26 protein-coding genes are annotated in these 25649 nt (G+C 66.2%); 10 read left to right on the forward strand and 16 right to left on the reverse strand.

Going from position 1 to position 25649, the window contains the following annotated elements; translation table 11 throughout:
- Positions 1–27 precede the first annotated feature (27 nt).
- The 3 genes from AC4PTB_RS11360 to hemC all read right to left on the reverse strand — a co-directional run bounded on the left by AC4PTB_RS11360 (position 28) and on the right by hemC (position 3690).
- Entirely contained in the window at positions 28–1230 is a 1203-nt protein-coding gene (locus tag AC4PTB_RS11360) for an MFS transporter (RefSeq protein ID WP_492190060.1), read from the reverse strand.
- Positions 1231–1268: 38 nt separating this feature from the next.
- Positions 1269–2645: an FAD-binding oxidoreductase gene (locus AC4PTB_RS11365; protein WP_492190061.1), complete on the reverse strand. Its 1377-nt coding sequence runs from the start codon at positions 2643–2645 to the stop codon at positions 1269–1271.
- A gap of 100 nt (positions 2646–2745) precedes the next feature.
- A complete protein-coding gene (gene hemC, locus AC4PTB_RS11370; protein ID WP_492192632.1) occupies positions 2746–3690 on the reverse strand; it encodes a hydroxymethylbilane synthase in 945 nt (314 codons plus the stop codon).
- Positions 3691–3808: 118 nt separating this feature from the next.
- On the opposite strand from hemC, the gene hemE reads away from it, so the two are divergent.
- Positions 3809–4843: a uroporphyrinogen decarboxylase gene (gene hemE, locus AC4PTB_RS11375; RefSeq protein WP_492190062.1), complete on the forward strand. Its 1035-nt coding sequence runs from the start codon at positions 3809–3811 to the stop codon at positions 4841–4843.
- A gap of 71 nt (positions 4844–4914) precedes the next feature.
- On the opposite strand, the gene AC4PTB_RS11380 is transcribed toward hemE, so the two are convergent.
- Positions 4915–6885, reverse strand: coding sequence for a DEAD/DEAH box helicase (locus tag AC4PTB_RS11380; RefSeq protein ID WP_492190063.1), 1971 nt, complete (start codon positions 6883–6885; stop codon positions 4915–4917).
- A 182-nt stretch (positions 6886–7067) separates the two neighbouring features.
- Between AC4PTB_RS11380 and AC4PTB_RS11385 the strand changes: the two genes are divergently transcribed.
- The gene (locus AC4PTB_RS11385) at positions 7068–7478 is read left to right on the forward strand and encodes a hypothetical protein (protein ID WP_492190064.1); all 411 of its coding nucleotides are present in this window, start codon (positions 7068–7070) and stop codon (positions 7476–7478) included.
- Between the two features lie 16 nt (positions 7479–7494).
- Here the strand turns inward: AC4PTB_RS11385 and AC4PTB_RS11390 are convergent, their stop codons facing one another.
- Complete coding sequence (locus AC4PTB_RS11390; RefSeq protein WP_492190065.1) at positions 7495–8559, reverse strand: class I SAM-dependent methyltransferase; 1065 nt, start codon at positions 8557–8559, stop codon at positions 7495–7497.
- Positions 8560–8580: 21 nt separating this feature from the next.
- Positions 8581–8934, reverse strand: coding sequence for an ATP-dependent Clp protease adapter ClpS (gene clpS / locus AC4PTB_RS11395; protein ID WP_492190066.1), 354 nt, complete (start codon positions 8932–8934; stop codon positions 8581–8583).
- A 171-nt stretch (positions 8935–9105) separates the two neighbouring features.
- Between clpS and AC4PTB_RS11400 the strand changes: the two genes are divergently transcribed.
- Both AC4PTB_RS11400 and AC4PTB_RS11405 read left to right on the forward strand, forming a co-directional pair.
- The gene (locus tag AC4PTB_RS11400) at positions 9106–9816 is read left to right on the forward strand and encodes an HAD family hydrolase (protein WP_492190067.1); all 711 of its coding nucleotides are present in this window, start codon (positions 9106–9108) and stop codon (positions 9814–9816) included.
- Between the two features lie 300 nt (positions 9817–10116).
- On the forward strand, positions 10117–11610 hold the full coding sequence (locus AC4PTB_RS11405) for a D-alanyl-D-alanine carboxypeptidase family protein (RefSeq protein ID WP_492192633.1): 1494 nt from the start codon (positions 10117–10119) through the stop codon (positions 11608–11610).
- A gap of 101 nt (positions 11611–11711) precedes the next feature.
- On the opposite strand, the gene ccoS is transcribed toward AC4PTB_RS11405, so the two are convergent.
- From ccoS to ccoN, 8 genes are all read right to left on the reverse strand, one after another.
- Positions 11712–11870, reverse strand: a complete 159-nt coding sequence (ccoS, locus tag AC4PTB_RS11410; RefSeq protein ID WP_444462647.1) for a cbb3-type cytochrome oxidase assembly protein CcoS — start codon at positions 11868–11870, stop codon at positions 11712–11714.
- A gap of 17 nt (positions 11871–11887) precedes the next feature.
- Positions 11888–14116 (reverse strand): cation-translocating P-type ATPase, encoded by a 2229-nt coding sequence (locus AC4PTB_RS11415; protein ID WP_492190068.1) that lies wholly within the window; start codon positions 14114–14116, stop codon positions 11888–11890.
- A 5-nt stretch (positions 14117–14121) separates the two neighbouring features.
- Entirely contained in the window at positions 14122–14577 is a 456-nt protein-coding gene (locus AC4PTB_RS11420) for a FixH family protein (protein WP_492190069.1), read from the reverse strand.
- Between the two features lies 1 nt (position 14578).
- On the reverse strand, positions 14579–16039 hold the full coding sequence (gene ccoG / locus AC4PTB_RS11425) for a cytochrome c oxidase accessory protein CcoG (protein ID WP_492190070.1): 1461 nt from the start codon (positions 16037–16039) through the stop codon (positions 14579–14581).
- 268 nt (positions 16040–16307) lie between these two features.
- A complete protein-coding gene (gene ccoP, locus AC4PTB_RS11430; protein ID WP_492190071.1) occupies positions 16308–17201 on the reverse strand; it encodes a cytochrome-c oxidase, cbb3-type subunit III in 894 nt (297 codons plus the stop codon).
- A gap of 45 nt (positions 17202–17246) precedes the next feature.
- Positions 17247–17423 carry a cbb3-type cytochrome oxidase subunit 3 gene (locus AC4PTB_RS11435; RefSeq protein WP_492190072.1) on the reverse strand — a complete coding sequence of 59 codons (177 nt, stop codon included), beginning with the start codon at positions 17421–17423 and terminating at the stop codon, positions 17247–17249.
- 11 nt (positions 17424–17434) lie between these two features.
- Positions 17435–18163 (reverse strand): cytochrome-c oxidase, cbb3-type subunit II, encoded by a 729-nt coding sequence (gene ccoO / locus AC4PTB_RS11440; RefSeq protein WP_492190073.1) that lies wholly within the window; start codon positions 18161–18163, stop codon positions 17435–17437.
- 12 nt (positions 18164–18175) lie between these two features.
- The gene (gene ccoN / locus AC4PTB_RS11445) at positions 18176–19774 is read right to left on the reverse strand and encodes a cytochrome-c oxidase, cbb3-type subunit I (protein ID WP_492190074.1); all 1599 of its coding nucleotides are present in this window, start codon (positions 19772–19774) and stop codon (positions 18176–18178) included.
- A gap of 248 nt (positions 19775–20022) precedes the next feature.
- On the opposite strand from ccoN, the gene AC4PTB_RS11450 reads away from it, so the two are divergent.
- A complete protein-coding gene (locus tag AC4PTB_RS11450) occupies positions 20023–20862 on the forward strand; it encodes a universal stress protein (RefSeq protein WP_492190075.1) in 840 nt (279 codons plus the stop codon).
- Between the two features lie 66 nt (positions 20863–20928).
- Here AC4PTB_RS11450 and AC4PTB_RS11455 read toward each other — a convergent pair whose 3' ends face one another.
- On the reverse strand, positions 20929–21312 hold the full coding sequence (locus AC4PTB_RS11455; RefSeq protein WP_492190076.1) for a DUF2147 domain-containing protein: 384 nt from the start codon (positions 21310–21312) through the stop codon (positions 20929–20931).
- A 138-nt stretch (positions 21313–21450) separates the two neighbouring features.
- Between AC4PTB_RS11455 and hisA the strand changes: the two genes are divergently transcribed.
- The 4 genes from hisA to AC4PTB_RS11475 all read left to right on the forward strand — a co-directional run bounded on the left by hisA (position 21451) and on the right by AC4PTB_RS11475 (position 23778).
- A complete protein-coding gene (gene hisA / locus AC4PTB_RS11460; RefSeq protein ID WP_492190077.1) occupies positions 21451–22170 on the forward strand; it encodes a 1-(5-phosphoribosyl)-5-[(5-phosphoribosylamino)methylideneamino]imidazole-4-carboxamide isomerase in 720 nt (239 codons plus the stop codon).
- Between the two features lie 167 nt (positions 22171–22337).
- A complete protein-coding gene (hisF, locus tag AC4PTB_RS11465) occupies positions 22338–23099 on the forward strand; it encodes an imidazole glycerol phosphate synthase subunit HisF (protein WP_492190078.1) in 762 nt (253 codons plus the stop codon).
- Positions 23096–23407, forward strand: coding sequence for a phosphoribosyl-ATP diphosphatase (locus AC4PTB_RS11470; RefSeq protein ID WP_492190079.1), 312 nt, complete (start codon positions 23096–23098; stop codon positions 23405–23407). The genes hisF and AC4PTB_RS11470 overlap by 4 nt, the downstream gene beginning before the upstream one ends.
- Positions 23408–23475: 68 nt before the next feature.
- The gene (locus tag AC4PTB_RS11475) at positions 23476–23778 is read left to right on the forward strand and encodes a DUF1330 domain-containing protein (RefSeq protein ID WP_492190080.1); all 303 of its coding nucleotides are present in this window, start codon (positions 23476–23478) and stop codon (positions 23776–23778) included.
- Here the strand turns inward: AC4PTB_RS11475 and aroC are convergent.
- Positions 23775–24875, reverse strand: a complete 1101-nt coding sequence (gene aroC, locus AC4PTB_RS11480; protein ID WP_492190081.1) for a chorismate synthase — start codon at positions 24873–24875, stop codon at positions 23775–23777. The genes AC4PTB_RS11475 and aroC overlap by 4 nt on opposite strands.
- Before the next feature lie 259 nt (positions 24876–25134).
- Between aroC and AC4PTB_RS11485 the strand changes: the two genes are divergently transcribed.
- A complete protein-coding gene (locus AC4PTB_RS11485) occupies positions 25135–25638 on the forward strand; it encodes a type III secretion system chaperone family protein (RefSeq protein WP_492190082.1) in 504 nt (167 codons plus the stop codon).
- Positions 25639–25649: the final 11 nt, after the last annotated feature.

The raw sequence follows: 25649 nt of genomic DNA on the forward strand, positions 1-25649 counted from the left end.
CAAGGGCGTATTTGGACCAAGAAAAAGTCAGCGGTTTCGGTCAAGCGCGATCAGCAGCGCGGCGCCGAGGAGGGACAGGGCCGCGCCGAGGAAGGCGGCAAGGCCATAGCCGCCCAGGCTGGTGCCAAGCGCAAAGCAGAGGGCAGAAAAGGCGTCGCCCGCGAGCTTTTGCAGCGCGATCAGCGAGGCACCCGCGCCCGGGCGCTCGGCCATCAGCTCCTGCAGATAGGCCATGGGTTGCGTCAGCACGATGGCGCCGCCGATCGCGCCCGAAAGGGTCAGCGCCCAGACCGCGGGGGTCTCGGCCAGAAGCGGGATGCCCGCCAGATGGACGGCGTAGAGAAACGTGCCCAGCGCGATCAGCCAGGTCTGGCGGACCCGGCCGATGACAAAGGGCAGCGCCAGCATGAAGGGGACCTCAAGCCCGGCCATGATCCCTGCATAAAGCGCGGTATCGGCGGCGCCGCGGAAGGGAATGCCCGCAAAGACCAGCCCGACGACGATGATGTAAAGCATCACCGCGCCGTTGATCGTGCCCAGCGCCAGAACCCGGATCAGCACCTGCGGATGGGCGATCTCGGTCAGCGCCTCGCGGAACGAAAGGCCCGAGGGCACGTCTTCCCAATGGGTTGCGCCATCGCGCGGCCAGAGCCGAATGGTCAGCCCCAGCATGGCAAGCGCCAGCACAAGGCAGACCGGATAGACCGCGGTCAGCGGCGTCGTGCCCTGAAACACCAGCGACCAGATCGGCAGCACCACGACCCAGGGCAGCGCGAAAAGCGCGCGCAGGGTGGAGAGGACGGCGGGCCGGTCGGCCTCGGGCTGGGTGGTGGCGGCGAGGCGGGCGAGCGCGAAGATCTGCCCGAAGATCGCGCCGGAGATCGGCAGCAACAGCGCATGGGCCAGCACGAAGGCGGGGGTGCCGGGGGCGAATGCCATCAGCGCGGTGCCCAGCGTCAGCGCGGTGACGGTGGTCAGCGCGATGGCGCGGCGATTGGCGCGCTGATCGGCCAGAATGCCGAAACCGACCGAGGTGGCGACGGCGACCAGCGAGGCGACGATCAGAAGCGCCGAAAAGGCGTGATCGGACAGGCCGAAGACCTTGACCGCAAGCGAGGACATATAGGGCGCGATCGTCGCGGCATGGGCGCCGAAAAGCACCAGCAGGCAGGCGGCCAGCATCAGGGTGCGGTCGCGCAGGATCGGGCGGAAGGGGGCGGCGAGGGACATGAGGCCTGATGCGCCTGGCAGAGGCGATTCTCAACCCCCTACGGCAGCACCTTGCCGGGGTTGAGGATGCCCTTGGGGTCGAGCGCCGCCTTGATCGCGGCCATCATCTGCAGGGCCACAGGGTCCTTGTGCGCCGCCATCGTCGCGCGTTTCGAAATGCCGACGCCATGTTCGGCGGAAAAACTGCCGCCCAGGGCAACCGCCCCGGCGCTGACCGCCGCGCGGATCGCCTTGGCCAGCGCGGGATCGGGGCGCGAGGGATAAGCGGTGTAATGGATATTGCCATCGCCCAGATGCGCGATCACCAGCTCCTCGGCGCCGGGGTCAAGAGCGGCCAGAGCGGGCGTCATCCGGGCCAGGAAAGTCTCCAGCCGGTCCAGCGGCAGGGCGATGTCGCAATCGACGATATCGGGCGTGGTGAAGGTGATCTCGGCCGCCGATTCGCGCATCTCCCACAGTTTTCGGCGCTGGCTGGCGGATTGCGCGATCACCGCTTCGGTGACCTGCCCGGCCTCGAGCGCGGCGCCCAGCAGGGTTTCCAGCGCGGCACCGGGATCGGCGCCGGGGACGGTGGTCGCGGTCTCGATCAGCAGATTGACCGGGCGGGGCACATAGGGACAGGCGAGCGCCGGTTTCAGCCGGGCAAGCCGCGCCATGTAGCGATCCGGCATGAACTCAAACGCCTCGACCGCGCCGCCGCTGCCCGCCTGCACGGTGTTGAGCAGCGCAAGCGCTTCGGACAGGCTCTCCAGCCCGACCAGCGCCGTGGCGTAAGCCGTGGGGGCGGGGACCAGTTTCAGCACCGCGGCGGTGATGATGCCGAGCGTCCCCTCGGCCCCGATCAGCAGATCGCGCAGATCGTAGCCGGTGTTGTCCTTGTGCAGGCCGGTCAGCCCGTGCCAGATCCGTCCATCGGCCAGAACCACCTCCAGCCCCAGACACAAAGCCCGGGCCGAGCCGTAACGGACCACATTCGAGCCGCCCGCATTGGTCGACAAAAAGCCCCCCACCATCGCCGAGCCCTTGGCGCCAAAGCTCAGCGGAAAGGCCAGCCCCTGTTCGGCGGCAAGATTATGGAGGGTTTCGAGCACCACCCCGGCCTCGGCCACCACGGTCCGCGCGGCGGGGTTCAGATCGCGGATGCGGCGCATGCGGGCCAGCGACAGCATCAGCGCGCCGGGCGCAGCGGTGCCGCCGTTCAGCCCGGTATTGCCGCCGACGGGCACGACCGGCGTGCCGGTCTGATGCGCCAGACGCAGGACCGCCGCCACCTCCTCGGTGGAGCCGGGACGGACAACGGCCAGCGGCTCCCAGGTGTAATGCCCGGTCCATTCGCGGCCACAGGCCAAAGCTTCGGCCCCGCGCAGAACCTGCGCAGGGCCGAGAAGGTCGCTCAGTCGGTCAAGAAGATCCATCGGATCGCCCGTTTCAGGCCCGCTTTCGCATCTTTGAGCCAAGAAAAAACATGCCGCTTTTTCTTGGCCTAAATACGCCCTTTCGCGGGTGGCGGCAGGCTCAGCGCCAGCAGAAGAAATCCGACGGCGCCTTGGCCAGCAACTGCTTCGCCAGTTCCGCGCCCAGCGCCACGCCATCGACGGCCGGACCCCGGATCTCGCCGGTGATCGTCTCGGAGCCATCGGGACGCAGGATCTCGCCGCGCAGCCAGATCTGATCGCCTTCCAGCACCGAAAGACCGCCGATCGGGGTCTCACACGAGCCGTCCAGCGTCAGAAGGAAGCTGCGTTCGCAGGCCAGCCGCAGCCCCGAGGGCGCGTGATGGATCGCATCGAGCATCCTCTTCGCGCGGGTATCGGCCTCGCGGCGTTCGATCCCGATGCAGCCCTGCGCCACGGCGGGCAGCATCTCTTCGGGCTTGATCGCGGATTTCGCCACTTCCGACATGCCCAGACGGTTCAGACCGGCCAGCGCGAGGAAGGTGGCATCGGCCACGCCTTCGCCCAGTTTCTTCATCCGCGTCTGCACGTTGCCGCGGAATTCGACCAGTTTCAGATCGGGGCGGCGCGACGCAAGTTGCGCGCGACGGCGCAGGCTGGAGGTGCCCACCACCGCGCCCTCGGGCAGCTCGGCGAGCGAATTGTATTTCATCGAGACGAAGGCGTCGCGGGTGTCTTCCCGCGGCAGGTAGCAGTCGAGGATCAGCCCCTCGGGCTGGATCGTCGGCATGTCCTTCATCGAATGCACGGCGATGTCGATCGCGCCCGCCAGCATCGCCTCTTCGATTTCCTTGGTGAAAAGGCCCTTGCCCCCCACCTCTTTCAAAGGCTTGTCGGCGGCGATCAGCGCCGCATTGTCGCCCGAGGTCTTGATCACGACGATCTCGAAGGCCTCTTCGGGCAGATCGAAAGCGGCCATGAGCCGCGAGCGGGTCTCAAAGGCTTGCGCGAGCGCCAGGGGGCTGCCGCGGGTGCCGATCTTCAGCGGGGCGTTGGGCGAGGGCATCTGTTCCATGCGCTTGGCATAACCGCGTCAGATTGCCCGCGCAAGCTTTACAAGTGTCAACAGAGCTTGACATTCAGCCGCAGGGGACGCTGAAAGGAAGCAAGTAAGGAGGCCCCCTATGACCGACAAGACGATCCTGCGCGCCCTCAAGGGCGAAGTTCTTCCCACGCCGCCGGTGTGGCTGATGCGGCAGGCGGGCCGTTATCTGCCCGAATACCGCGCCACCCGCGCGCAGGCGGGCGATTTTCTCAGCCTGTGCTACACGCCGGACCTTGCCGCCGAAGTGACGCTGCAGCCGATCCGCCGCTATGGCTTTGACGCCGCGATCCTGTTTGCCGACATTCTGCTTTTGCCGCAGGCGCTTGGCCTTGATCTGTGGTTCGAGACCGGGGAAGGCCCCCGGATGTCGACCGTGACCTCGATGGAAGGCGTCAAGGGCCTGAAGGGCAAGGACGATATCCACGACAAGCTTGCCCCGGTCTATGAGACCTGCAAGATCCTGAGCCGCGAGCTGCCGAAGGAAACCACCTTCATCGGCTTTGCGGGCATGCCCTGGACCGTGGCCACCTACATGATCGCGGGCCGCGGCTCGAAGGATCAGGCGGCGGCGCACAAGTTCAAGGACACCGACCGGGCGGCGTTTTCGGCGCTGATCGATGCGGTGACCGAGGCGACGATCGAATATCTGTCGAAACAGGTCGAGGCGGGCTGCGAAGTGGTCAAGCTCTTCGACAGCTGGGCTGGCTCGCTCAAGGGCCAGGATTTCGAGGATTTCGCGGTCGAACCCGCCCGCAAGATCACCGCCGAGATGAAGCGCCGCTTCCCCGGCCTGCCGGTCATCGCCTTCCCGCGCGAGGCGGGCCAGGGCTATATCGGCTTTGCCGAGAAGACCGGGGCGGATTGCGTCGCCATCGACAATTCGGTCTCGCCGGACTGGGCGGCGGAAAACGTGCAAAAGGGCAAGACCTGCGTGCAGGGCAACCTCGACCCGTCCTACATGGTGACGGGCGGCCAGGAGCTTGTCGACGCGACGAAAAAGGTCGTCGCCGCGTTCAAGAACGGGCCGCATATCTTCAACCTTGGCCATGGCATCACCCCCGAGGCGAACCCGGACAACGTCACGCTTCTGATGGAAACCATCCGCAAGGGCTGAGCGCGCAAGGGCGTATTTGGACCAAGAAAAAGGGGGCCGCGCGGCCCCCTTTGCATTTGCGGCGCAGCGGTTCAGAAGCTGCGCGGTTTTTTCGGACCGGGCTTGCCCGCGGGTTTCGCCCCCGGCTTGGCAAAGCTTTTCGCGCCGTATTTCGGCGCCGGTTTGCCCTCTTTCGCGGCGGCGCCATGGCCGCCTTCGCGCGCCCAGGGGGCGGCCTTGCGCGGTTTCGGCGCGGCGGCAGCCTCGCCCGCGGGCTTGCGGGCGGGACGCTCGGTCTTTTCGAAGCGCTCGGCGCCCTCTTCGCGCGGCGGGCCCTTGCGATGCGGCTTCGGCGCGGGCTTGTCGCCATAGCTGCCGCGCGGCGCATAGGGTTTCTTTTCATAGGGCTTGCGATCGCCGGTCTTGGTCCAGCGGTCGGGCTTCGGCGCCGGACGATCCAGCCCCTCGGGCATACCCGGCAGGTTTTCCACCGTGCATTTGCCTTCCATCACCCGATCCGGGCCCAGACCCGCCTCGAAACGGTCGGCCATCGATTCATGGATCTGCACGAAGGTCTGATCCTGCATCACCCGGATCATCCCGATGTCGCGCCGGGTCAGATCGCCCGCGCGGCAGAGCATCGGCAACAGCCATTTCGGGTCCACCCATTGGTCATGGCCCATCGAGAGCCGATACCAGCGCGCAGCCCCGAATTCCTCGCGCGCGCGGGGTTTCGGCCCCTCGCCCACGCTGACCGGGATCACATCCTCGGGCGCGGTGCGGGCGGCGCGGAAATGGCGCAGCACCGCGGCGGCCAGCTGCTTCGGCTCATGCGTTTCCAAAAGCCGGGCGATGGCGTCGAATTCCTCGGCCGTCGCGGGCTCGACCAGCGCCGGTTCGGTCAGCAGACGTTCCTGATCGCGGGCCAGAATATCCTCGGGTGTCGGCGCCCCTTCCCAGGTCACCGAGACCTGCGCCTCGCGCAGAAGCCGTTCGGCCTTGGCGCGCACGTTCAGCGGCACGACCAGCGCCGAAAGCCCCTTGCGCCCGGCCCGGCCGGTGCGGCCCGAGCGGTGCAACAGCCCCTCGCGGTTCATCGGCAGATCGGCGTGAATCACCAGCTCCAGCCCCGGCAGGTCGATGCCGCGCGCCGCCACGTCGGTGGCGATACAGACCCGCGCCCGGCCGTCGCGCATCATCTGCAGCGCGCGCGAGCGTTCGTCCTGCGTCAGCTCGCCCGACAGCGCCACGACCGAGAAGCCCCGGTTCAGCAGCTTGCCGGTCAGATGCGTCACCGCCGCCCGGGTCGAGCAGAAGACGATGGCGCGCTCGGCCTCGTGCAGGCGCAGCAGGTTGACGATGGCATTTTCACGGTCAGAGCGGTCGACCAGCACGCCGCGATAATCGATATCGGCATGGCTTTCGCGCGCCGAAACGGTGGAAATCCGTTCCGCCTCGCGCTGGAAGGTCTGCGCCAGCCGCTCGATCTCGCGCGGCACGGTCGCCGAAAACATCAGCGTGCGACGCCCCTCGGGCGCGGATTCCAGAATGAATTCCAGATCTTCGCGGAAGCCCATGTCCAGCATCTCGTCGGCTTCATCGAGCACGACGGCCGAGAGCGCCGACAGATCCAGCGCACCGCGGCGGATGTGATCGCAGATCCGCCCGGGCGTGCCGACAACGATATGCGCGCCGCGTTCCAGCGCCCGCCGCTCGGCGCGGGCATCCATGCCGCCAACGGCGCCGGTGATCACCGCCCCCGCCTTTTCGTAAAGCCAGCTCAGCTCGCGGCTGACCTGCACGGCCAGTTCACGCGTCGGCGCGACAACCAGCGCGCGCGGCAGATCCGGGTAAGGCGAGATGCCGTTTTCGCCCAGCAACTCGGCCGAGATCGCCAGCCCGAAAGCCACCGTCTTGCCCGATCCCGTCTGCGCCGAGACGAGGAGATCCCGTCCGGCCAGCTCGGGGCGCGTCACCGCGTCCTGAACGGGCGTCAGGGCATCATAGCCCCGCGCGGACAGAGCCTCGGCAAGCGCCGCGGGAAGATGGGGGAAGTCGGTCATATGGGGGGGGCTTTCGCTACTATCAAAGCGCAGCCCATACGCCCAATCCGCCCAAAAGGAAAGCCCCGTTCTGCCGTCACGGCAAATATCCCGCTTTCGCCGGGCCAGATATTCCGGGGCGGCCCCCTGCCCCGTTGCCTTTCCGCGCGCCGGGCGCGAGAATGGCCCAAACGGAGGGTTCCATGCGCAAGCTGATCGTGTTCGCTGTTCTGGGCTTTGGCGTTCTGACCGGCTGCGGCACGCCGCAAGAGCGCTGCATCAACCGCGAAACCCGCGAGATCCGGCACCTGCAGGACATGCTCGATGAGGTCGAGGGCAATCTGGCGCGCGGCTATGCCTATGAGGATTACGAGGTGCCGATGACGCGCTGGGAGCAATGCGGCACCGAGGTGATCCGTCACGGCAACGGCACGGTGATCGAGAGGCCGCGCATGTGCCTTGAGGATTACACCGTCACCCGCACCCGCGAAGTGGCGATCGACCCGGTCTCGGAACGGCGCAAACGCGACGGGCTGCGCGACAAGATCCGCGAGATGACCCCCGCCGCCAATGCCGCGATCCGCGCCTGCCGGGAAACCTATCCCGAGGAATAGGCCCCCTTTGGTGCCCCTAGCGCCGCCGCCGCACCACCCGGCGCGCGGCGGTTTCGGGCGCGGTTTGGGCCGGTTTCGTCGCATGCGCGATCGGACGCGCCGCCCGGATCACCCGGAAGGCGCCATCGCGGCCGCCGGGCGGGGTCAGGTCCTCGAGCTCGTGGAAACACGCGCGCAGCACGGCATCATAGGGCAGGTGCCGGTTCGCCACCATCCAGAGCGTCCCCGAAAGCGACAAAAGCCCCGCCGCGGCGCGGATGAAGGCCACCCCCAGCGCGGGATCGGCGGCGCGGGAGGTGTGGAACGGCGGGTTCATCACGATGGCCAGCGGCCGGGCGTCAAGCGTCACCCGGGTCGCATCCGCCCAGTGAAACCGCGCCCGCGGATCGGTCAGGTTGCGTTTCGCACAGTCCAGCGCGGCATGATCCGCCTCGACCAGATCGACCGCCTCCACGCCCTTGCGCGCCAGAACCTGCGCCGCCAGCCAACCCCAGCCCGCGCCCAGATCGACCACCCTTGCGGGCAGCGTCTCGGGCAGGCAGGCCGCGAGCAGCGCCGAGCCGCGGTCGATGCCATCGGCCGAGAAGACCCCGGGCAGGGTGGTGAAGCCCGGCGCTGGCTGCAGCGGCCGCGCTTCCCAGCCCGCCAGCGCGCCCGGCGTCGCGGCAAAGGAAAAGATCTTGCCATGCGCCTTGGCGATCGGGTCGGTGACCGGCAGCAGCGCGCGCAGGTCTTTCAGCAGCGAATCGATGCCGTCGGTCTTCAGCCCGTCGACCCAGATCGGCCCGCCCGGCACGACGCGGGCGCAGGCCTCGGCCAGCAGCGCCCGCGCCTCGGCCTTGGCGCGCGGCACGAAGACCACGGCGGCGGCAAAGCCCTGCTCGCCGGTCGCGGGGGCAACCGCGTAGCCGCGCCCGGCCAGCGCCGCGTGATCGGGGAAGAACCCCTGCACCAGTTGCAGCCGGTCCCTTGGCAGATCGGACAGGTCGGTCTCGGCGGTGGGACGGTAGACGACGATCCGCCCTTCGGAGGGCAGGGCTTGCGGCGCTTCAAGCGCCAGCGACAGACGGGGATGGCTCATCAGATCGGAGGGGTGCCCCCCTCACTCCTTTTCCATGGTGCATTGCAAAGGGTGCTGGTGACGGCGGGAAAAATCCATCACCTGCGCCACCTTGGTCTCGGCCACCTCGAAGGAATAGACGCCGACGACGGCCAGCCCCTTCTTGTGCACGGTCAGCATGATCTCGAAGGCCTGGGCATGGGACATGCCAAAGAAGCGTTCCAGAATATGCACGACGAATTCCATCGGCGTGTAATCGTCGTTCAGCAGCATGACCTTGTACATCGGCGGCCGGGCGGTGCGCGGCGCGGTCTTGACCGCAAGCCCGGCCTCGCCCGCGCCATCCCCCTCGCCGTCTCCGGCGCGAGGGGCGCTGAGGTATAGGGGGTGAAGCACGGGCAGTCCTCCGCAGGGTCAAAAGGGTCGAATCGGTGTCAAATGTCCAAGATCGCAGGGAATCGTGGCTCCGGGGTTCAATATAGGATCATGGCGCGGCAAGAAAAGCCAGTGCGGCGCATCTTGCCAACCGCGCGCCCCGGCGTCAGGTTGCCCGCAAGGAGAGCCCCGATGACCCTGACCACGATCGGCTTTGATGCCGATGACACGCTTTGGCACAACGAGCGGTTCTTCCGCCTGACCCAGGCCCGGTTTCACGACCTTCTGGCCGATCACGCCGAGGCGGCGCAGCTGGAACAGCGCCTGCTCGCCGCCGAGCGCCGCAACGTCGGCGCCTATGGCTTTGGCGTCAAGGGCTTCACGCTGTCGATGATCGAGACCGCGATCGAGGTCAGCGCGGGCCGCGTCCCCGCGGCGGTGATCGGCGAGATCCTGGCCGCCGGGCGCGAGATGCTGGCGCATCCGATCGAGATCCTGCCCCATGCCCGCGAGGCGGTCGAGGCGCTTGCAGGCCGCTACCGGCTGGTGCTGGTGACCAAGGGCGATCTGCTCGATCAGGAGCGCAAGCTGGCGCAATCGGGGCTGGGCGATCTTTTCGACGCGGTCGAGATCGTCTCGGACAAGCGCCCCGACACCTATCGCGCGGTCTTCGCGCGGCACGGCACCGGCGCCGATCAGGGGCTGATGGTGGGCAATTCGCTGAAATCCGACGTGCTGCCGATGCTGGATGCGGGCGGCTGGGGCGTGCATGTTCCGCATGAGATGACCTGGGCGCTGGAACAGGCGCAGCCCCCCGCGGCGCATCCGCGTTTTGCCGAGCTACCGGATCTGGGCGGGCTGGCGGGGCTTGTCAGCGCGATCGAGGCGCAGGCCGGGGGCTGATCTGCGATCGCAAACCACAAGCGATGGCATGTGCCCAGGCCGCAGCCGCAACATATTGACAGAATTCCGCCCCCGCGTTGCCCGAAGGCCTCACTTGAAGCCGTTGAATCTTCGTGGTTTTCAGCGCGGGGAAGGCGTGCTAAAGTTGCGCCCAAGCCCCAGACCACAACGGGGTACATAGAGGCAGTAAGGGCAGTTATCGTGACCAGGCTGACGCACTGGGGCCGTTCGGGTCTTTTGGCAATCTTCTTGGCGCTGCTTCCGGTGGCGCTGTCGGCGGCGCCTTTTGCCGCCTATGTGATGGACGCCCGCACCGGCGAGGTTCTTTACGAAAAGAACGCCGACACCCGGCTGCACCCGGCCTCGCTGACCAAGATGATGACGCTCTACATCGCCTTTCAGGCGATCGAATCGGGCGAGGCGAGCCTTGACACGATGGTCACGGTCTCGGCCAATGCGGCCGGTCAGGCGCCCTCGCGGCTGGGGCTGCGCACCGGACAAAAGATCGCGCTGCGCTATCTGATCCGCGGCGCCGCGATCAAATCGGCCAACGATGCGGCGGCCGCGATCGGCGATTTCCTTGCGGGCGACGAAGCGCGTTTCGCGGCGCGGATGAACCGCACCGCCAAGGCGCTTGGGATGAAGAATACCACCTTCAAGAACGCCAACGGCCTGACCCGTCCGGGGCATCTGTCGACCGCGCATGACATGTCGATCCTCGGCCGCCACCTGCTTTACGATTTTCCTCAATATTACAACCTGTTCTCGCGCCGGACCGCGGATGCGGGCATCGCCCATGTGGCGAATACCAACCGCCGCTTCCTCGACGCCTACGAGGGCGCCGACGGCATCAAGACCGGCTATACCGTGCCCGCGGGCTTCAACCTGACCGCCTCGGCGCAGCGCGGCAACAAGCGCATCATCGCGACGGTCTTCGGCGGCACCTCGCCCGCGGCGCGCAACGCGAAGATGGCCGAGCTGCTCGATCTGGGGTTTGAGCGCGCGCCCGGCAAGGTCAATGCGCAAAAGCCCGAGCCGCCGATGCTGATGGCCAATGCCGACAGCGAAATCGCCGGGCCGCAGGTTGAGGCCGCGCAGGAGGCCGAGGATGGCGACGAGGAGGCGGTGAAACTGGCCGCCGCCGCCGCCGGGGCTGCCACCGTGGCGGCCCGCGCCAGCGCCCTCGAGATCGCAGGTCTGGCCCGCAGCCCGCGCCCGCAGGCCCGCCCGGCCACCGCCGCAGCGCCCGAGCCGGAAGAGGCGCCGGTGCAACTGGCCGCTGCCGCGCCCGAACCCGCGCCGCTGGAGCAGGTCACCGCGCCGCAACCCGAAACGCTGGCGATGATGGAGCCCGCCGACGAAAGCGTCGAAGCGCAGGGCGACACCGATCCCTCGGGCCCGGTCTTCATCCAGACCGCCACCGCGCAGCCCGAGACCCTGGCGCTTGGCGCCTCGGCGCAGGTGCCGCGCAATGACACGGTGATTCTGGCCGCGCTGACGCCGCCCGCGCCGATGCCCGAGGGCAAGCGCGAGGTCGTCGCCCGCGCCTCTTCCTCGGGCGGGCGCAACTGGGGCATCAGCCTTGGCAAATATCCGTCGCAATATGCCGCCGAACAGGTGCTGCTGAAGACGGCGCTGATGGAAAGCACGGCGCTGTCGCAGGGGCTGCGCAAGGTCGCGACCCGCAAATCGGGCTATGACGCGCTTTTCGTCGGCCTCAGCCGCGGCGATGCCGATCTGGCCTGCGCCCGTCTGGCCGCCCGGGCGGTCGATTGTTCGGTGATCGGGCCGTAACCACCCGCGACAAGAGCGTATTTTTGCCAAGAAAAAGCCCGGACCGTTCAAGGGATCCGGGCTTTGCTTTTTCTTGGTCCAAATACGCCCTTTGCGCCATGTCAACTTTTGGGACGGTCGTCGTATTTGCCCGACAGGATGCGTTCGGCATCGCCCTTGGGGTCGTCATATTGCCGATTGCGCAGCGACCACAGGAAAGCCACCAGGCCGAAGCCGCCCAGAAACAGCGAAATCGGGATCAGATAGGTCAGGACCGACATCTTGGCCTCCGTTCGGGCTATTTCAGCCGCATCGAGTTCAGCGACACTGTAATCGACGAGGTCGACATCGCCAAGGCCGCCGCAAGCGGCGTGGCAAGGCCCACCAGCGCCAGCGGCACGGCGACGATGTTATAGGCGGCGGAGATCACGAAATTCTCCTTGATGCGGCGCCGCGCCTGTCCGGCGATGCGCAAAGCATCGCCCACCGGCGCCAGATCGGCGCCCAGAAGCACGATGTCCGAGGCCGTGCGCGCAGCATCCAGCGCCGAGGCGGGCGAGATCGAGACATGCGCGGCCGCCAGCGCCGCGGTGTCGTTGAGCCCGTCGCCCACCATCAGGACGCGCCGCCCCTGCCCCATCAGATCGGCGACCAGCGCCGCCTTTTCGGCGGGCAGCGTGCCCGAATGCCATTCGGTGATGCCCAGCCGCCCCGCCAGCGCCGAAACCGCCGTCTCGACATCGCCCGAGACCATCAGCACCCGCTTGCCCTGCGCGGTCAGCAGCGCCACCGCCTCGGCCGCGCCCAGACGCAGGTGATCCGAAAAGCGGAAGGTCACCGGCTCGGCCGCGCCCAGACGCAGATGCGTGGCCGTGCAATCGCAGGGCGCGGCGCCGACCCAGTCGGCCCGGCCCAGCCGCAGCGCAAGCCCGCCCAGCCGCCCCTCGATGCCAAAGCCCGGCACTTCGCGCAGATCATCGAGCACGACGGGGCGGATGTCGCGCGCCTCGGCCGCCGCCACCAGCGCCCGCGCCAGCGGATGCGACGACGCCTGCGCCAGCGCCGCCGCGACCGAGAGGGTTTCCTCCTCAAGCGCCTCCAGCCCTTCCAGAACCGGCGTGCCCATGGTCAGCGTGCCGGTCTTGTCGAAGACCACCGTGTCCACCTCGGCCAGCCGCTCCAGCGCGGTGCCGTCCTTGATCAAAAGCCCCTTGCGGAAGAGCTTGCCCGACGCCGCGGTGATCACCGCGGGCACGGCAAGCCCCAGCGCGCAGGGGCAGGTGATGATCAGAACGGCGGCCGAGATATTGACGGCAAAGCGCAGATCGCCGCCGGTGGCCCACATCCAGTAGCCGAAGGCGGAAAACGACAGCGCATGCACCAGCGGCGAATAGGCCCGCGCGGCGCGTTCGGCCAGGGTTGTGTAGCGGGTCTTGGCGCTTTCGGCCATCGCCACAAGGTCCGCCATCCGGTGCAGCGAGCTGTCCTTGCCAGCCGCGGTGACGCGCAGCGTCAAAGGCCCGGTCAGGTTCACCTCGCCCGCCGAGAGCATCGTGCCCGGGCCCACATAGACCGGCAGGGTTTCCCCGGTCAAAAGCGAGCGGTCGGTTTCCGAGCTGCCCGCCGTCACCTCGCCATCGGCCGGGATGCGGCCGCCCGGGCGCACCCGGATCAGATCCCCGGGCTTCAGATCGGCCACCGGCACGATGGTCTCGACGCCGTCGCACAGAAGATGCGCGCGCGGCACTTCCAGCGCCGCCAGCTCCTCGGCCGCCGAGCGCGCCACGGCGCGGGTGCGGTAGTCAAGATAGCGGCCGACCAGCAGGAAGAAGGACAGCATCACCGCGGCGTCGAAATAGGCGTGATGGCCGTGGTTCATCGTCTCGAAGATCGAGATCGAGGAAGCAAGGATCAACGCCAGCGAGATCGGCACATCCATGTTGACGCGGCCGTGTTTCAGCCCGCCCCAGGCCGAGGCGAAGAAGGGCTGGCCGACAAAGACCACGGTGGGCAGCGCGATGGCGGCGGAAATCCAGTGGAACATGTCGCGCGTCGCGGCCTCGGCCCCCGACCAGACCGCGATTGACAACAGCATGATGTTCATCATCGCGAAACCGGCGACGCCGATCCGCATCAAAAGATCCCGGCCGCGCTTGTCGGTTTCCGTGGCCGAGAGCATGCCGGGGTCCAGCTCATAGGCCTCGTAGCCGATTTTGGCCAAGGCCTCGACCAGCGCCTCGGCGGTCACCCCCGCCTCGGCATCGACCGAAACGCGCTTCAGCGTCAGGTTGACCCGCGCCGAGCGCACGCCCGGCTGCGCCTCCATCTCGCGTTCGACATCGGTGATGCAGACCGCGCAATGGGCGGTGGGCAGCGACAGCATGATCCGCGCCCCCTTGATATCGCCCGATTTCGCCAGGTCCTCGGCCGAGGGCGCGGCCAGGCAGGCCGGGCAGGCGGAAGCGGAGAGGTGATCTTCGGTGACCCCCGCGGGGGAGGTCGCCGAGACAAGGGGGGCAGCGGTCATCGGTCTCAGCCTTCGACGAAGAAATCGAGGCGCTGGCGGAACAGCACCCCGTCCGCGGATGTGGCAGAAAGGTGGATCAGCCAGGCCCCGGGGGCAAGGCTGAGGGGCGCGGAATAGACGCCATTCGTGCGGGTCATCTGCGGGGTCCGGTCCTCGGCCGCCATGGTGGTGCGGCCGACCAGAACCTCGAGCTGGCCCAGCGGCGCGGGTTGCCCCGCCCGGTCGCGGATGTCGAGGGTGAGCACGCCATCCGCATAGGCGGGCTTCACCGTCCAGCCCAGCCGCTCCTGCGCGGCGCGGTCGGCATCGAAGCTTTGCGAGGCGACATAGGAATTGGCCACTTCAAGCCCCGGGAAGGTCTTCACCGCCTGCACCGCCATCGTCACGTTGACGGCGATGATCAGCCCGAAGAAGGCCACGAACATCAGCAGGACCTTGCGGCCGGTCAGCGGTTTTGCCATCTCACTTGCCCTTGCCGTTGAAGACCGTTTCGGCGGAATCCGACACCGGCTCGTCTTCGCCGACCTGTTCGACCCAGATCACGATCCCGGTGCGCTTCGCCCCGGCCAGATCCGACGCGGGACCAGCATCAAGGTAAAGGCGCTGGTTGTAAAGCTGGTCGGCGGGCACGGTGATCGTGTCGCCCTCGACCCCTTCCAGCGTCAGCTTCAGCGCCCGGCTTTCCGCGTCATCCGCGGTGGTGGCCGAGATGCGGAAGGTTTCCTCCGAGCCGTGCTTGTTGCGGATGCGCAGGGTGTAGATGTTGCGGATCGTGCCGTCGGATTGCGTCACGAACAGCGGATCGCGGTTCGGCGTGACGTTGAAGTCAAGCGGCGAGCGCAGCACCAGCGCCACCACCAAAGCGATGCCGAAGCCCGACCAGAGGACGAAATACAACAGCGTGCGCGGCCGCAGCACGTGTTTCCAGATATTCGTCACCTTGTTGCCGGCGCGCTCGTTCGCCTCGTCCTTCAGCGCCATGTAGCCCACCAGACCGCGCGGCTTGCCGATCTTGTCCATCATCTCGTTGCAGGCGTCGATGCACAGCCCGCAGGTGATGCATTCGAGCTGCTGGCCGTTGCGGATGTCGATCCCCATCGGGCAGACGTTGACGCAGGCCATGCAATCGATGCAATCGCCCTGCCCCTCGGCCAGTTTCTCACCCTTTTGCAGCTTGCCGCGCGGCTCGCCGCGCCATTCGCGATAGGCAATAGTGATCGTGTCCTCGTCCATCATCGCGGCCTGAATGCGCGGCCAGGGGCAGGCATAGATGCACATCTGTTCGCGGGCAAAACCGCCAAAGGCAAAGGTCGTCGCGGTGGCGATGGCGATGGTGGTGTAAGCGATCGGCGAGGCGTCGCCGGTGAGAAGATCGGAAAGCAGCGTCGGCGCATCGGTGAAATAGAACACCCATGCCCCCCCGGTGGCCAGACCGATGAACAGCCAAAGCCCCCATTTGATCAGCCGCTTGCGGATCTTCTCGGCATTCCAGGCCTGACGGTGCAGGCGGATGCGGTTGTTGCGGTCGCCCTCGACCCAGCGTTCGACCAGGATGTAAAGATCCGTCCAGACCGTCTGCGGGCAGGCATAGCCGCACCAGACCCGGCCGAGCGCCGAGGTGAACAGAAAGAGGCCAAGCCCCGCCATGATCAGAAGGCCCGCGACGAAATAGAATTCATGCGGCCAGATTTCGAGCCCGAAGAAGAAGAAGCGCCGGTTGGCAAGATCGAGCAGGACCGCCTGATCGGGCAGCGCCGCGCCGCGATCCCAGCGCAGCCAGGGGGTGATGTAATAGATGCCCAGCATCAGCGCCATCAGCACCCATTTGAGCGAACGGAACTTGCCGGAAATGCGTCGGGGGAAAATCGGTTCGCGCGCGAAATAAAGCGGCGCGTCGTCGGGACTGGGTTGATTGGCGCTCACGGGTGTCTCCGTTGGCTGGGCTCCGTCCTGACACGATTGAACAGGAACGGGCCGGGTTTGCAACTGCACCTTAAAGCTATATTGCCGATGCAGCTTTTTGGACATGCTTTCCCCGGATCGGGGCATTTCGGCCAGACCGCCCCTTGATCGCAAGCGCGCGGGGGCAGATATGCTGAAACACACCGATGCCCCAGGAAACGCGCGAACAGGTCGGGGCATCGGTGCTACCCGGGGGGGCAGACCACCCCCCCGGGATCAGGTTTCGCTGTTACTGGCCGCCACCCAGGCTGTGCACATAGGAGGCCACCGCGCGGATCTGGGCTTCGCTCAGACGCGGTTTCGCGCCATCGGCCGCCCAGCTCCAGGACGGCATCACGCCGCCGCGGCCATACTGGATCGTGCTGGTGATCGTCGCCGCATCGCCGCCGTAAAGCCAGATCGCATCGGTGAGGTTGGGCGCGCCCATCTCCACCATGCCCTTGGCATCTTCGCCATGGCAGGCCACGCAGTTTTCGGCAAAGACCTGCTGACCCGCGGTCGCCTTGGCCTCGTCGGCCGGCTGCCCGGAGATCTTCAGCACATATTGCACGACCTCGTCGATCTGCGCCGGCTCAAGCAGTTCGTCGGTCAGATGCGCAGGCATGTTCGCGACCGGCAGCGTGTCCGGATCGAGCGGATCGCGGATGCCGTGCTTGATGTTGGTATAGATCGTCTCGATCGAGCCGCCATGCAGCCAGTCGCCATCGAGCAGGCTGGGGAAGCCGGTGTTGCCGCCCGCCCCCGCGCCATGGCACTGCGCGCACCAGGTGCGGAACACCGCGGCGCCCGCATTGCGGGTGTAGGTCACCAGCTCGGGATCGGCCGCGATCGCGGTAAGATCCGTCGCCACCAGCTTTTCTTCCACCGCCTTGTTCATCTCGGCGAATTTGGCGATGTCCTTTTCGACATCGGCCCGGGTCGAAGACCCAAGCAGGCCCGGCGTCGCCCCCGAGGCGAAGATCGGCCAGGCCGGCATCGCGATCGAATAGGCCACACCCCAGACGATGGTGGCGTAGAAGGTCCACAGCCACCAGCGCGGCAGCGGCGTGTTCAGTTCCTCGATGCCATCCCACGAATGTCCCGTGGTCTGCACCTCTTTCTTGGTCGTCGGTTTTTTGCTCATCTCCACGCCTCCTTACCGCGTGGCGCCGCCGTGGCGACCGGGGTCTCAGCCCCGGCCACGATCAGCGGGTTTGTCTTCATGGCGGAAAGGGATGTTCGCGATATCGTCGTGAACCTTGGAGGAGCCAGGCCGGAAGGCCCAGATCACGGCACCGATGAAGGTGAGCAAAAGCGCAAGCGCCGCCCAGCTGTCAGCGAATTCACGCAAGATATGATAGTCCATCCCCAGCTCCTTCAGCGACTTGCCACGGGTTGGAAGGTCGAGAAATCGACCATCGTGCCGAGCACCTGCAGATAGGCCACCAGCGCATCCATCTCCGTCAGGGCAGGTTTGCCATCGAAGTTGCGGATGTTGACCTTTTCACCGTAATTCGCCACCAGCGTTTCGCTGTCGGCATTCGGGTCCGCTTGCGCCACGAAATCGGCCTTGGCGCTGGCGATCATTTCCGAGGTGTAGGGCACGCCGACAAGGGCGTCGGTGCTGATACGGTCCTCGATCCAGGTGCTGTCCAACGGCACGTTGGCCAGGTAGCTGTAGCTCGGCATCACCGATTCCGGCACCACCGATTGCGGGTTCGACAGGTGTTCGACATGCCACGCATCCGAGTAGCGGCCGCCGACGCGGGCGAGGTCGGGCCCCGTCCGCTTCGAGCCCCACTGGAACGGGCGGTCATACATCGATTCCGCCGCCAGGCTGTAATGGCCGTAGCGTTCCACCTCGTCGCGCATCGGCCGGATCATCTGCGAGTGGCAGACATAGCAGCCCTCGCGGATGTAGATGTCCCGCCCGGTCAGCTCGAGGGGGGTGTAGGGACGCATGCCCTCCACCTTCTCGATGGTGTTTTCCAGGTAGAACAGCGGTGCGATTTCCACGATGCCGCCGATGGTGACGACAAGGAAGGCGAAGATCAGCAGCAGCGTCGCGTTCTTTTCCAGAACGTGGTGTTTGTCCATGATTGACATCTGCGTTGCTCCTTATTCCGCCGGAACCGCAACGGCGAGATTGGCCGTCTTCGGTTGTTTCGCGACCGTGGCCCAGAGGTTGTAGGCCATGATCAGACCGCCCAGCAGGTAGAGCACGCCGCCGGTGCCACGCACCACATACATCGGGAATTTCGCAGCCACGGTGTCGGCGAAGGCGTTCACAAGGAAGCCCTGCGCATCGACTTCACGCCACATCAGGCCTTCCATGATGCCGGTCACCCACATCGAGGAGGCGTAAAGCACGATCCCGATGGTGGCGAGCCAGAAGTGCCAGCTGACCAGCTTGAGCGAGTAAAGCCCCGAACGGCCCCACAGGCGCGGCGTCAGGAAGTAGAGCATGCCGAAGGTGATCATGCCGTTCCAGCCCAGCGCGCCCGAATGCACGTGACCGATGGTCCAGTCCGTGTAGTGCGAGAGCGAGTTGACCGCCTTGATCGACATCATCGGGCCTTCGAAGGTCGACATGCCGTAAAAGCCGATCGAGACCACCATCATCCGGATCACCGGATCGGTGCGCAGCTTGTCCCAGGCGCCCGAAAGCGTCATCAGGCCGTTGATCATGCCACCCCAGGACGGCATCCACAGGATCACCGACATCACCATGCCCAGCGTCGAGGCCCAGTCGGGCAGCGCGGTATAGTGCAGGTGGTGCGGACCGGCCCAGATATAAAGGAAGATCAGCGCCCAGAAGTGGACGATCGAGAGCTTGTAGGAATAAACGGGACGCTCGGCCTGTTTCGGCACGAAGTAATACATCATGCCGAGGAAGCCCGCGGTCAGGAAGAAGCCCACCGCGTTGTGGCCATACCACCATTGCGTCATCGCATCCTGCACGCCCGCCATCAGCTGCACCGATTTGGTGCCGAAGATCGAGACCGGAACCGCCAGGTTGTTGACGATATGCAGCATGGCGATGGTCACGATGAACGACAGGTAGAACCAGTTCGCCACGTAAATGTGGGGTTCCTTGCGCTTGAAGATCGTGCCGAGGAAGGCGATCAGATAGGCCACCCAGACCACCGCGACGAGGATGTCGAGGTGCCAGTTCAGCTCGGCATATTCCTTGCCCTGCGAGCCGCCCAGCAGATAGGAGGTCGCGGCGGTGACGATGATCAGCTGCCAGCCCCAGAACACGAACCAGCCCAGGCTGGTGCCGCCGAAGAGACGCGCCGCCGAGGTGCGCTGCACGACATAGAAGGCCGAGGCGATCAGGGCGTTGCCGCCGAAAGCGAAGATCACCGCCGAGGTGTGCAGCGGACGCAGACGCCCGAAGTTCAGCATCCCGTTGCCGAACTCAAGGTTCAGCGCGGGAAAGGCGAGCTGGAAGGCGATGATGACGGCGACGAGAAAGCCGACAATGCCCCAGAAGGTGGTTGCGATCACGCCGGCGCGGATCACGCCGTCGAAATACTCGTCTTTCGAGGGCTTCGGGTCCCCCATGGTGCGCAGCACCCAGATGAACGCGATCACGGCCGCAAGCGCGACCTCGACCATGTTCACCATATACGGCAAATCTCGCGCCTGACTGGCGGCGTAAGCGGCAATAGCCGCCACGACGCCAAGCGCGACAAGCTTGACGTAATCCCACATTTTTTTGCGTCCCTTCGCGTTTTTAATTCCCGCACCGACGATTCGGCCGGAGCGGAAAATCTCTCTCTCTTGTTCTTTGTGACCTCAGGGTATGACACCCGCTTTGACCTTGATCAAACTCTTGACAAGAGGGTGCGACCGTTCGTCGCGCCGTGTCAAGGTGTCCACTTGAAAGCTTGATCCGCGTCAAGGCGTAACCGGACGGAAGCCGTTAATTTAAGGACAGAATCGGCACATGGAGGGATCTCATGGCCTACAAGACAGTTTTGACGATTGTGACGGATGTCTCACAGGCACGGCTTCAACTTGAGTCGGCGATGGCGGTGGCGCGCGCCGAAGATGCGCATCTGGAGGTGCTCTGCATGGGCGTCGACCGGACCCAGACCGGCTACTATTACGCCGGGGCCACGGCCTTCGTGCAGCAGGAGGTTCTGGACCGCGCACAAGATGAGGCGCGCGAGCTGGAACGGGTGATGCGCGAGCGTCTGGCGGGGGCGGAGATCCGCTGGAGCAGCGAGGCCGTGGTGGCGCAGATCGGCGCGATCGCGACCGTCGTCGGGCTGCGCGCCCGCTTCGCCGATCTGGTGGTGATGGGGCATCCCTATGGCAAGGGGCGTGGTCAGGAACTGGAAGCCGCGGTCGAGGCCGCGCTCTTCGAGGGGCAGTCGCCGGTGATGATCATGCCCGATGCGGCGATACCGTCGCTGGCGCCGCGCCGTGTCGTGGTGGCGTGGAACCAGTCGAACGAGGCGATGAACGCGATCCGCAAGGCGCTGCCGCTGCTCAAGGCGGCGACGCTGGTGGACATCACGGTGATCGACCCGCCCGCGCATGGACCGGAACGGTCTGACCCGGGCGGACAGCTGAGCCAATGGTTGGCGCGGCATGGCGTGAAGGTCGAAGTGTCGGTTCTGGCCAAGACGCTGCCGCGGATCTCGGATGTGATCAACCGCCATGTGCGCGACACCTCCTCGGATATGGTGGTGATGGGCGCCTATGGTCACTCGCGCTTCCGCGAGGCGATCTTGGGCGGCGCGACACGCAACATGCTGGAGATGGCCGAAGTGCCGGTCCTGATGGCGCATTGAAGGAAGACGACTGCCACTCACGCAAAGGAACGGCGCCCTGCGGGGCGCCGCTTCATCTTGCAAGGGTCAGTTCACCTTGGTCCAGACCTGCGCCTTGCAGATCAGCCCGCCCGCAACGCAGCCCGAGAGCTTCATCGACTTGCCCGAAAGCGCGATCTTGCCGATGTAGATCTTGTTGTTGGAGGGCCGCCAGACCTTGCCCGCATAGGCCCCCTCGCCCGCGGGCACCATGTCGATGACGATCTGCCGTCCGGTATTGGGCGAGTCGTAAGGCCCCGTCTCCTTGAACGATTTTACGATCGTGCCGCAAAAGGCCGGACCGCAGGGCGCGATCTTCACATGGGCATAGGCGCCATCATCGGGCTGGGTCTGCCACAGCCCCTCGATCGGATCGGCCGCCGCCATCCCCGCCACAAGGCTTAGCGCCACCGCCATCAGCGTTGTTCTCATCGGTTCCTCCTCCCGGTTTTCCTCTGCGTCATTGCGACACAGAGCCCGATTCCCGGCAAGCCTGACGTGGCGTTGACCGCGGCCTTGGCAAGCGCGGCCGCCCGTGGCAAGAGGCGGAGAGCGACAAGGAGCCAGCCCATGATCCTCTACCCGGCAATCGACCTCAAGGACGGCAACTGCGTGCGGCTTTTGCACGGCGAGATGGACAAGGCCACGGTCTTCGGCACCGATCCGGCGGCACAGGCGGCGAAGTTCGAGGCGGCGGGCTGCGCCTGGGTGCATCTGGTCGATCTCAACGGCGCCTTCGCGGGCGAGCCGGTAAACGCCGCCGCGGTCGAGGCGATCCTGGCGCGGATCAAGGTTCCGGCGCAGCTTGGTGGCGGCATCCGCGACATGGCGACGATCGAGCGCTGGCTCTCCAAAGGCCTTGCGCGGGTGATCCTTGGCACGGTGGCGGTGGAAAACCCGGCCCTGGTGCGCGAGGCCGCCAAGGCCTTCCCGGGGCAAGTGGCGGTGGGCATCGATGCGAGGAACGGCAAGGTGGCGACCAAGGGCTGGGCCACGGAAACCGATGTGCTGGTGACCGATCTGGCAAAAAGCTTCGAAGATGCGGGCGTGGCGGCGATCATCTACACCGACATCCTGCGCGACGGCGCGATGACCGGCCCCAATATCGAGGCGACCGAAGCCCTTGCCCGCGCGGTCTCGATCCCGGTGATCGCAAGCGGAGGCGTGTCGTCTCTGCCCGATCTGATCGCGCTGCGCGACACCGGCGTGATCGCAGGCGCGATTTCGGGCCGCGCGATCTATGACGGCGCGCTTGATCTGCAAGCGGCGCTTGCAGCCCTGAAGGCCTAGGGGGGGCGCTGCCCCCGTCCCTGCGGGACTCCCCCCGGGATATTTGTGGCAAGATAAAGGGCCTTGTTTTCATCTTGCCACAAATATCCCGGGGTGCGGGGCAGAGCCCCGCTCGACGCTTTCCAAGCCGCAAGACGCCCGCTAGAAAGGCGCCAAAGGAGTGCCCCATGCTCAAGACGCGCATCATTCCCTGCCTCGACGTGGCCGATGGCCGCGTGGTGAAAGGCGTGAACTTCGTCAATCTGATCGACGCGGGCGACCCGGTCGAGGCCGCCAAGGCCTATGACGCGGCGGGCGCGGACGAGCTGTGTTTCCTTGACATCCATGCCACGCATGAAAACCGCGGCACGATGTTCGATCTGGTGACCCGCACCGCCGAGCAATGTTTCATGCCGCTGACCGTGGGCGGGGGCGTGCGCACGCATGAAGATGTGCGGGCGCTGCTTCTGGCGGGGGCCGACAAGGTCAGTTTCAACTCTGCCGCCGTGGCCAATCCAGATGTGGTGGCCGAAGCCGCCGATCGCTTCGGCAGCCAGTGCATCGTCGTCGCCATCGACGCGAAGACGGTCGAACCCGGCCGCTGGGAAATCTTCACCCATGGCGGGCGCAAATCGACCGGCATCGACGCGGTGGACTTTGCCCGCACCGTCGAGGCGAAGGGGGCGGGGGAAATCTTGCTCACCTCGATGGACCGCGACGGCACCAGGGCCGGGTTCAACCTCGCCCTGACCCGCGCCATCGCCGATGCGGTGAAGATCCCGGTGATCGCGTCGGGCGGCGTTGGCACGCTTGATCACCTGGTCGAGGGGGTGACCGAGGGCCATGCTTCGGCGGTTCTGGCCGCTTCGATCTTCCATTTCGGCACCTACACGATCGGCGAGGCCAAGGCCCATATGGCCGCCGCCGGCATTCCGATGAGGCTTGCATGACCGCCCTGTCCCGTCTGGCCGCCACCGTGGAATCCCGCAAGGGCGCCGATCCCGAGAGTTCCTGGACCGCGAAGCTTTTCGCCAAGGGCCCGGAAAAATGCGCCGAGAAATTCGGCGAGGAAGCGGTCGAGGCGATCATCGCCGCGGTGAAGAACGACCGTGCGAACCTTGTTTATGAAGCCGCCGACGTGCTTTACCACCTCACGGTGATGCTCGCCGCGCGCGACGTGAGCATGGACGAGGTTCTGGCCGAACTTGACCGCCGCGCGGGCACCTCGGGCATCGCCGAGAAAGCCGCGCGGGGCTGAAAGGTCGCGCTCGAAGCGCTTGCAAAATCCCCCCCTGCCCCGCAGGCTGAGCGAAACGGGAGGGGAAAATGAGCGAGACACCCAAGGGCTACTGGGTCGGCCATGTCACCGTGGAGGATCCGCAGGCCTATCAGGCCTACCGCGCTGCCAATGCCGCCGCCTTTGCGAAATACGGGGCGCGCTTCCTTGTCCGCGGCGGCGAGATGGAAGTGGTCGAGGGCGATCTGCGCCCGCGCACCCTGGTGATCGAATTTCCCAGCCTCGCCGCCGCCCGCGCCTGTTACCTCAGCCCGGAATATCAGCATGCGCTGGGACTGCGCACGCCGGTCTCCGTCGCCGATATCTGTATCGTCGAAGGCTGGATCGGTTAACCGATCTGCCCGCGAACCCCGCCGGTCTGGGCGCGGTCCAGCAGAAGGTGATCAAGGATCACGCAGGCCATCATCGCCTCGGCCACCGGCACGGCGCGGATGCCGACGCAGGGGTCGTGGCGGCCCTTCGTCACCACTTCGACCGCCTCGCCCGCGGTGTTGATCGAGCGGCGCGGCGTCAGGATCGAGGAGGTCGGCTTGACCGACATCCGCACCACGACCGGCTGGCCGGTGGTGATGCCGCCCAAGATCCCGCCCGCGTGGTTGCTCAGATATTCCGGCCCGTTCGGCCCCATCACGATCTCGTCGGCATTCTCGGTGCCCAAAAGCGCCGCCGCCGCCATGCCCTCGCCGATCTCGACGCCCTTGACCGCGTTGATCGTCATCATCGCCGCCGCCAGATCGCTGTCCATCTTGGCATAGATCGGCGCCCCCAGCCCCACCGGGCAGCCCGTCGCCACCACCTCGATCGCCGCGCCGACCGAATTCTGATCCTTGCGGATCGCGGCGAGATAGTCGGTCCACTCCGCCACCGCCGCAGCATCGGGCAGGAAGAACGGGTTGCGCAGGATTTCGGCAGCGTCGAAATTGGCGCGGTTCAGATGTTTCTCGCCCATCTGCACCATGTAGCCGGTGATCGTCAGCCCCGGCACCAGCGCCTTCAGCACCGCCTGCGCGACGCCACCCGCCGCCACCCGCGCCGCAGTTTCCCGCGCCGAGGACCGCCCGCCGCCGCGCGGATCGCGCAGCCCGTATTTCTGGTGATAGGTGATATCGGCATGGCCGGGGCGAAACTGCCGCGCGATCTCGCCATAATCTTTCGAGCGCTGGTCGGTGTTCTCGATCATCAGCTGAATCGGCGTGCCGGTCGTGCGCCCCTCATAGGTGCCCGACAGGATGCGCACCCGGTCCGGTTCCTGCCGCTGCGTCGTCATCGCCGATTGGCCGGGACGGCGGCGGTCCAGAAACACCTGGATGAACTCTTCCGAGATCTCGATGCCGGGCGGGCAGCCGTCGACCGTGGCGCCCAGCGCAGGCCCATGGCTTTCGCCCCAGGTGGTGACGCGGAAGATGTGACCGAAGCTGTTGAACGACATGGGCGCCTCCGTTTGCACCTGCCTTAAGCCAAGGCCGCGCGCCGATAAAGCGCGAATTGCCCCGCCCACCCCCCGCAGACTGCGGAATTATCCCCGGGATTCCGCAGGCTTCACGACTTATCCACGATAATCTGCTTTACAGAGAGGGCTGCAGGCCCCACGATATCTTGTAGGGACGGCAGGGAAAACTGCCGCTCATAGTGGCCCCCGCGAATCCTTGGGGGGCTCTTTGATGGGCACACAGGCAAGCGGGACGCGCATGGCACTGAGCGAAGATTTCCTGGACGGCTCTGATCTGCATCCGATCGATGTGGTCGAAAGCGTTGCGCTGGCCTATGACTGGGACTTCGACCGCGTCGCCCATGACCAGATCGCGATGACGATCGAGGGGCAGTGGCGGTCCTATGCGATCACGCTGGCCTGGTCGGACAGCGAAGAGACGCTGCGGCTGATCTCCACCTTCGAGCTCGACCCGCCCAAAGACCGCGAAGGCGCGCTTTACGAGCTGCTCAATGCGATCAACGATCAATGCTGGACCGGCGCCTTCACCTATTGGGCGGCGCAAAAGCTGATGGTCTGGCGTTACGGGCTGGTGCTGGCGGGCGGTCAGGACGCCGCGCATGAGCAGATCGACCGGATGCTCCGCTCGGCGCTGACGGTGTCGGAGCGCTTCTACCCGGCGATGCAGCTGGCCACCTGGGGCAATGACACCCCCGAGGCGGCGATGAAAGTCGCCATTGCCGAGGCTTACGGTCGCGCCTAATCTGCCCCCAA

The organism is Rhodobacter sp. 4.3.4 (genome assembly GCF_058724655.1).

Bases quoted from the DNA above. Each gene is read 5' to 3' on its own strand.
- AC4PTB_RS11475 (WP_492190080.1), top strand. From the start codon at position 23,476: ATGAGCGAGACACCCAAGGGCTACTGGGTCGGCCATGTCACCGTGGAG.
- AC4PTB_RS11365 (WP_492190061.1), bottom strand. From the start codon at position 2,645: ATGGATCTTCTTGACCGACTGAGCGACCTTCTCGGCCCTGCGCAGGTT.
- AC4PTB_RS11400 (WP_492190067.1), top strand. From the start codon at position 9,106: ATGACCCTGACCACGATCGGCTTTGATGCCGATGACACGCTTTGGCAC.
- AC4PTB_RS11485 (WP_492190082.1), top strand. From the start codon at position 25,135: ATGGCACTGAGCGAAGATTTCCTGGACGGCTCTGATCTGCATCCGATC.
- ccoS (WP_444462647.1), bottom strand. From the start codon at position 11,870: ATGTCGGTCCTGACCTATCTGATCCCGATTTCGCTGTTTCTGGGCGGC.
- AC4PTB_RS11420 (WP_492190069.1), bottom strand. From the start codon at position 14,577: ATGGCAAAACCGCTGACCGGCCGCAAGGTCCTGCTGATGTTCGTGGCC.
- AC4PTB_RS11405 (WP_492192633.1), top strand. From the start codon at position 10,117: ATGGACGCCCGCACCGGCGAGGTTCTTTACGAAAAGAACGCCGACACC.
- ccoP (WP_492190071.1), bottom strand. From the start codon at position 17,201: ATGAGCAAAAAACCGACGACCAAGAAAGAGGTGCAGACCACGGGACAT.
- ccoO (WP_492190073.1), bottom strand. From the start codon at position 18,163: ATGTCAATCATGGACAAACACCACGTTCTGGAAAAGAACGCGACGCTG.
- aroC (WP_492190081.1), bottom strand. From the start codon at position 24,875: ATGTCGTTCAACAGCTTCGGTCACATCTTCCGCGTCACCACCTGGGGC.
- AC4PTB_RS11470 (WP_492190079.1), top strand. From the start codon at position 23,096: ATGACCGCCCTGTCCCGTCTGGCCGCCACCGTGGAATCCCGCAAGGGC.
- AC4PTB_RS11390 (WP_492190065.1), bottom strand. From the start codon at position 8,559: ATGAGCCATCCCCGTCTGTCGCTGGCGCTTGAAGCGCCGCAAGCCCTG.
- hisA (WP_492190077.1), top strand. From the start codon at position 21,451: ATGATCCTCTACCCGGCAATCGACCTCAAGGACGGCAACTGCGTGCGG.
- AC4PTB_RS11435 (WP_492190072.1), bottom strand. From the start codon at position 17,423: ATGGACTATCATATCTTGCGTGAATTCGCTGACAGCTGGGCGGCGCTT.
- AC4PTB_RS11380 (WP_492190063.1), bottom strand. From the start codon at position 6,885: ATGACCGACTTCCCCCATCTTCCCGCGGCGCTTGCCGAGGCTCTGTCC.
- AC4PTB_RS11450 (WP_492190075.1), top strand. From the start codon at position 20,023: ATGGCCTACAAGACAGTTTTGACGATTGTGACGGATGTCTCACAGGCA.
- AC4PTB_RS11360 (WP_492190060.1), bottom strand. From the start codon at position 1,230: ATGTCCCTCGCCGCCCCCTTCCGCCCGATCCTGCGCGACCGCACCCTG.
- AC4PTB_RS11385 (WP_492190064.1), top strand. From the start codon at position 7,068: ATGCGCAAGCTGATCGTGTTCGCTGTTCTGGGCTTTGGCGTTCTGACC.
- hemE (WP_492190062.1), top strand. From the start codon at position 3,809: ATGACCGACAAGACGATCCTGCGCGCCCTCAAGGGCGAAGTTCTTCCC.
- ccoN (WP_492190074.1), bottom strand. From the start codon at position 19,774: ATGTGGGATTACGTCAAGCTTGTCGCGCTTGGCGTCGTGGCGGCTATT.
- hisF (WP_492190078.1), top strand. From the start codon at position 22,338: ATGCTCAAGACGCGCATCATTCCCTGCCTCGACGTGGCCGATGGCCGC.
- AC4PTB_RS11455 (WP_492190076.1), bottom strand. From the start codon at position 21,312: ATGAGAACAACGCTGATGGCGGTGGCGCTAAGCCTTGTGGCGGGGATG.
- AC4PTB_RS11415 (WP_492190068.1), bottom strand. From the start codon at position 14,116: ATGACCGCTGCCCCCCTTGTCTCGGCGACCTCCCCCGCGGGGGTCACC.
- hemC (WP_492192632.1), bottom strand. From the start codon at position 3,690: ATGCCCTCGCCCAACGCCCCGCTGAAGATCGGCACCCGCGGCAGCCCC.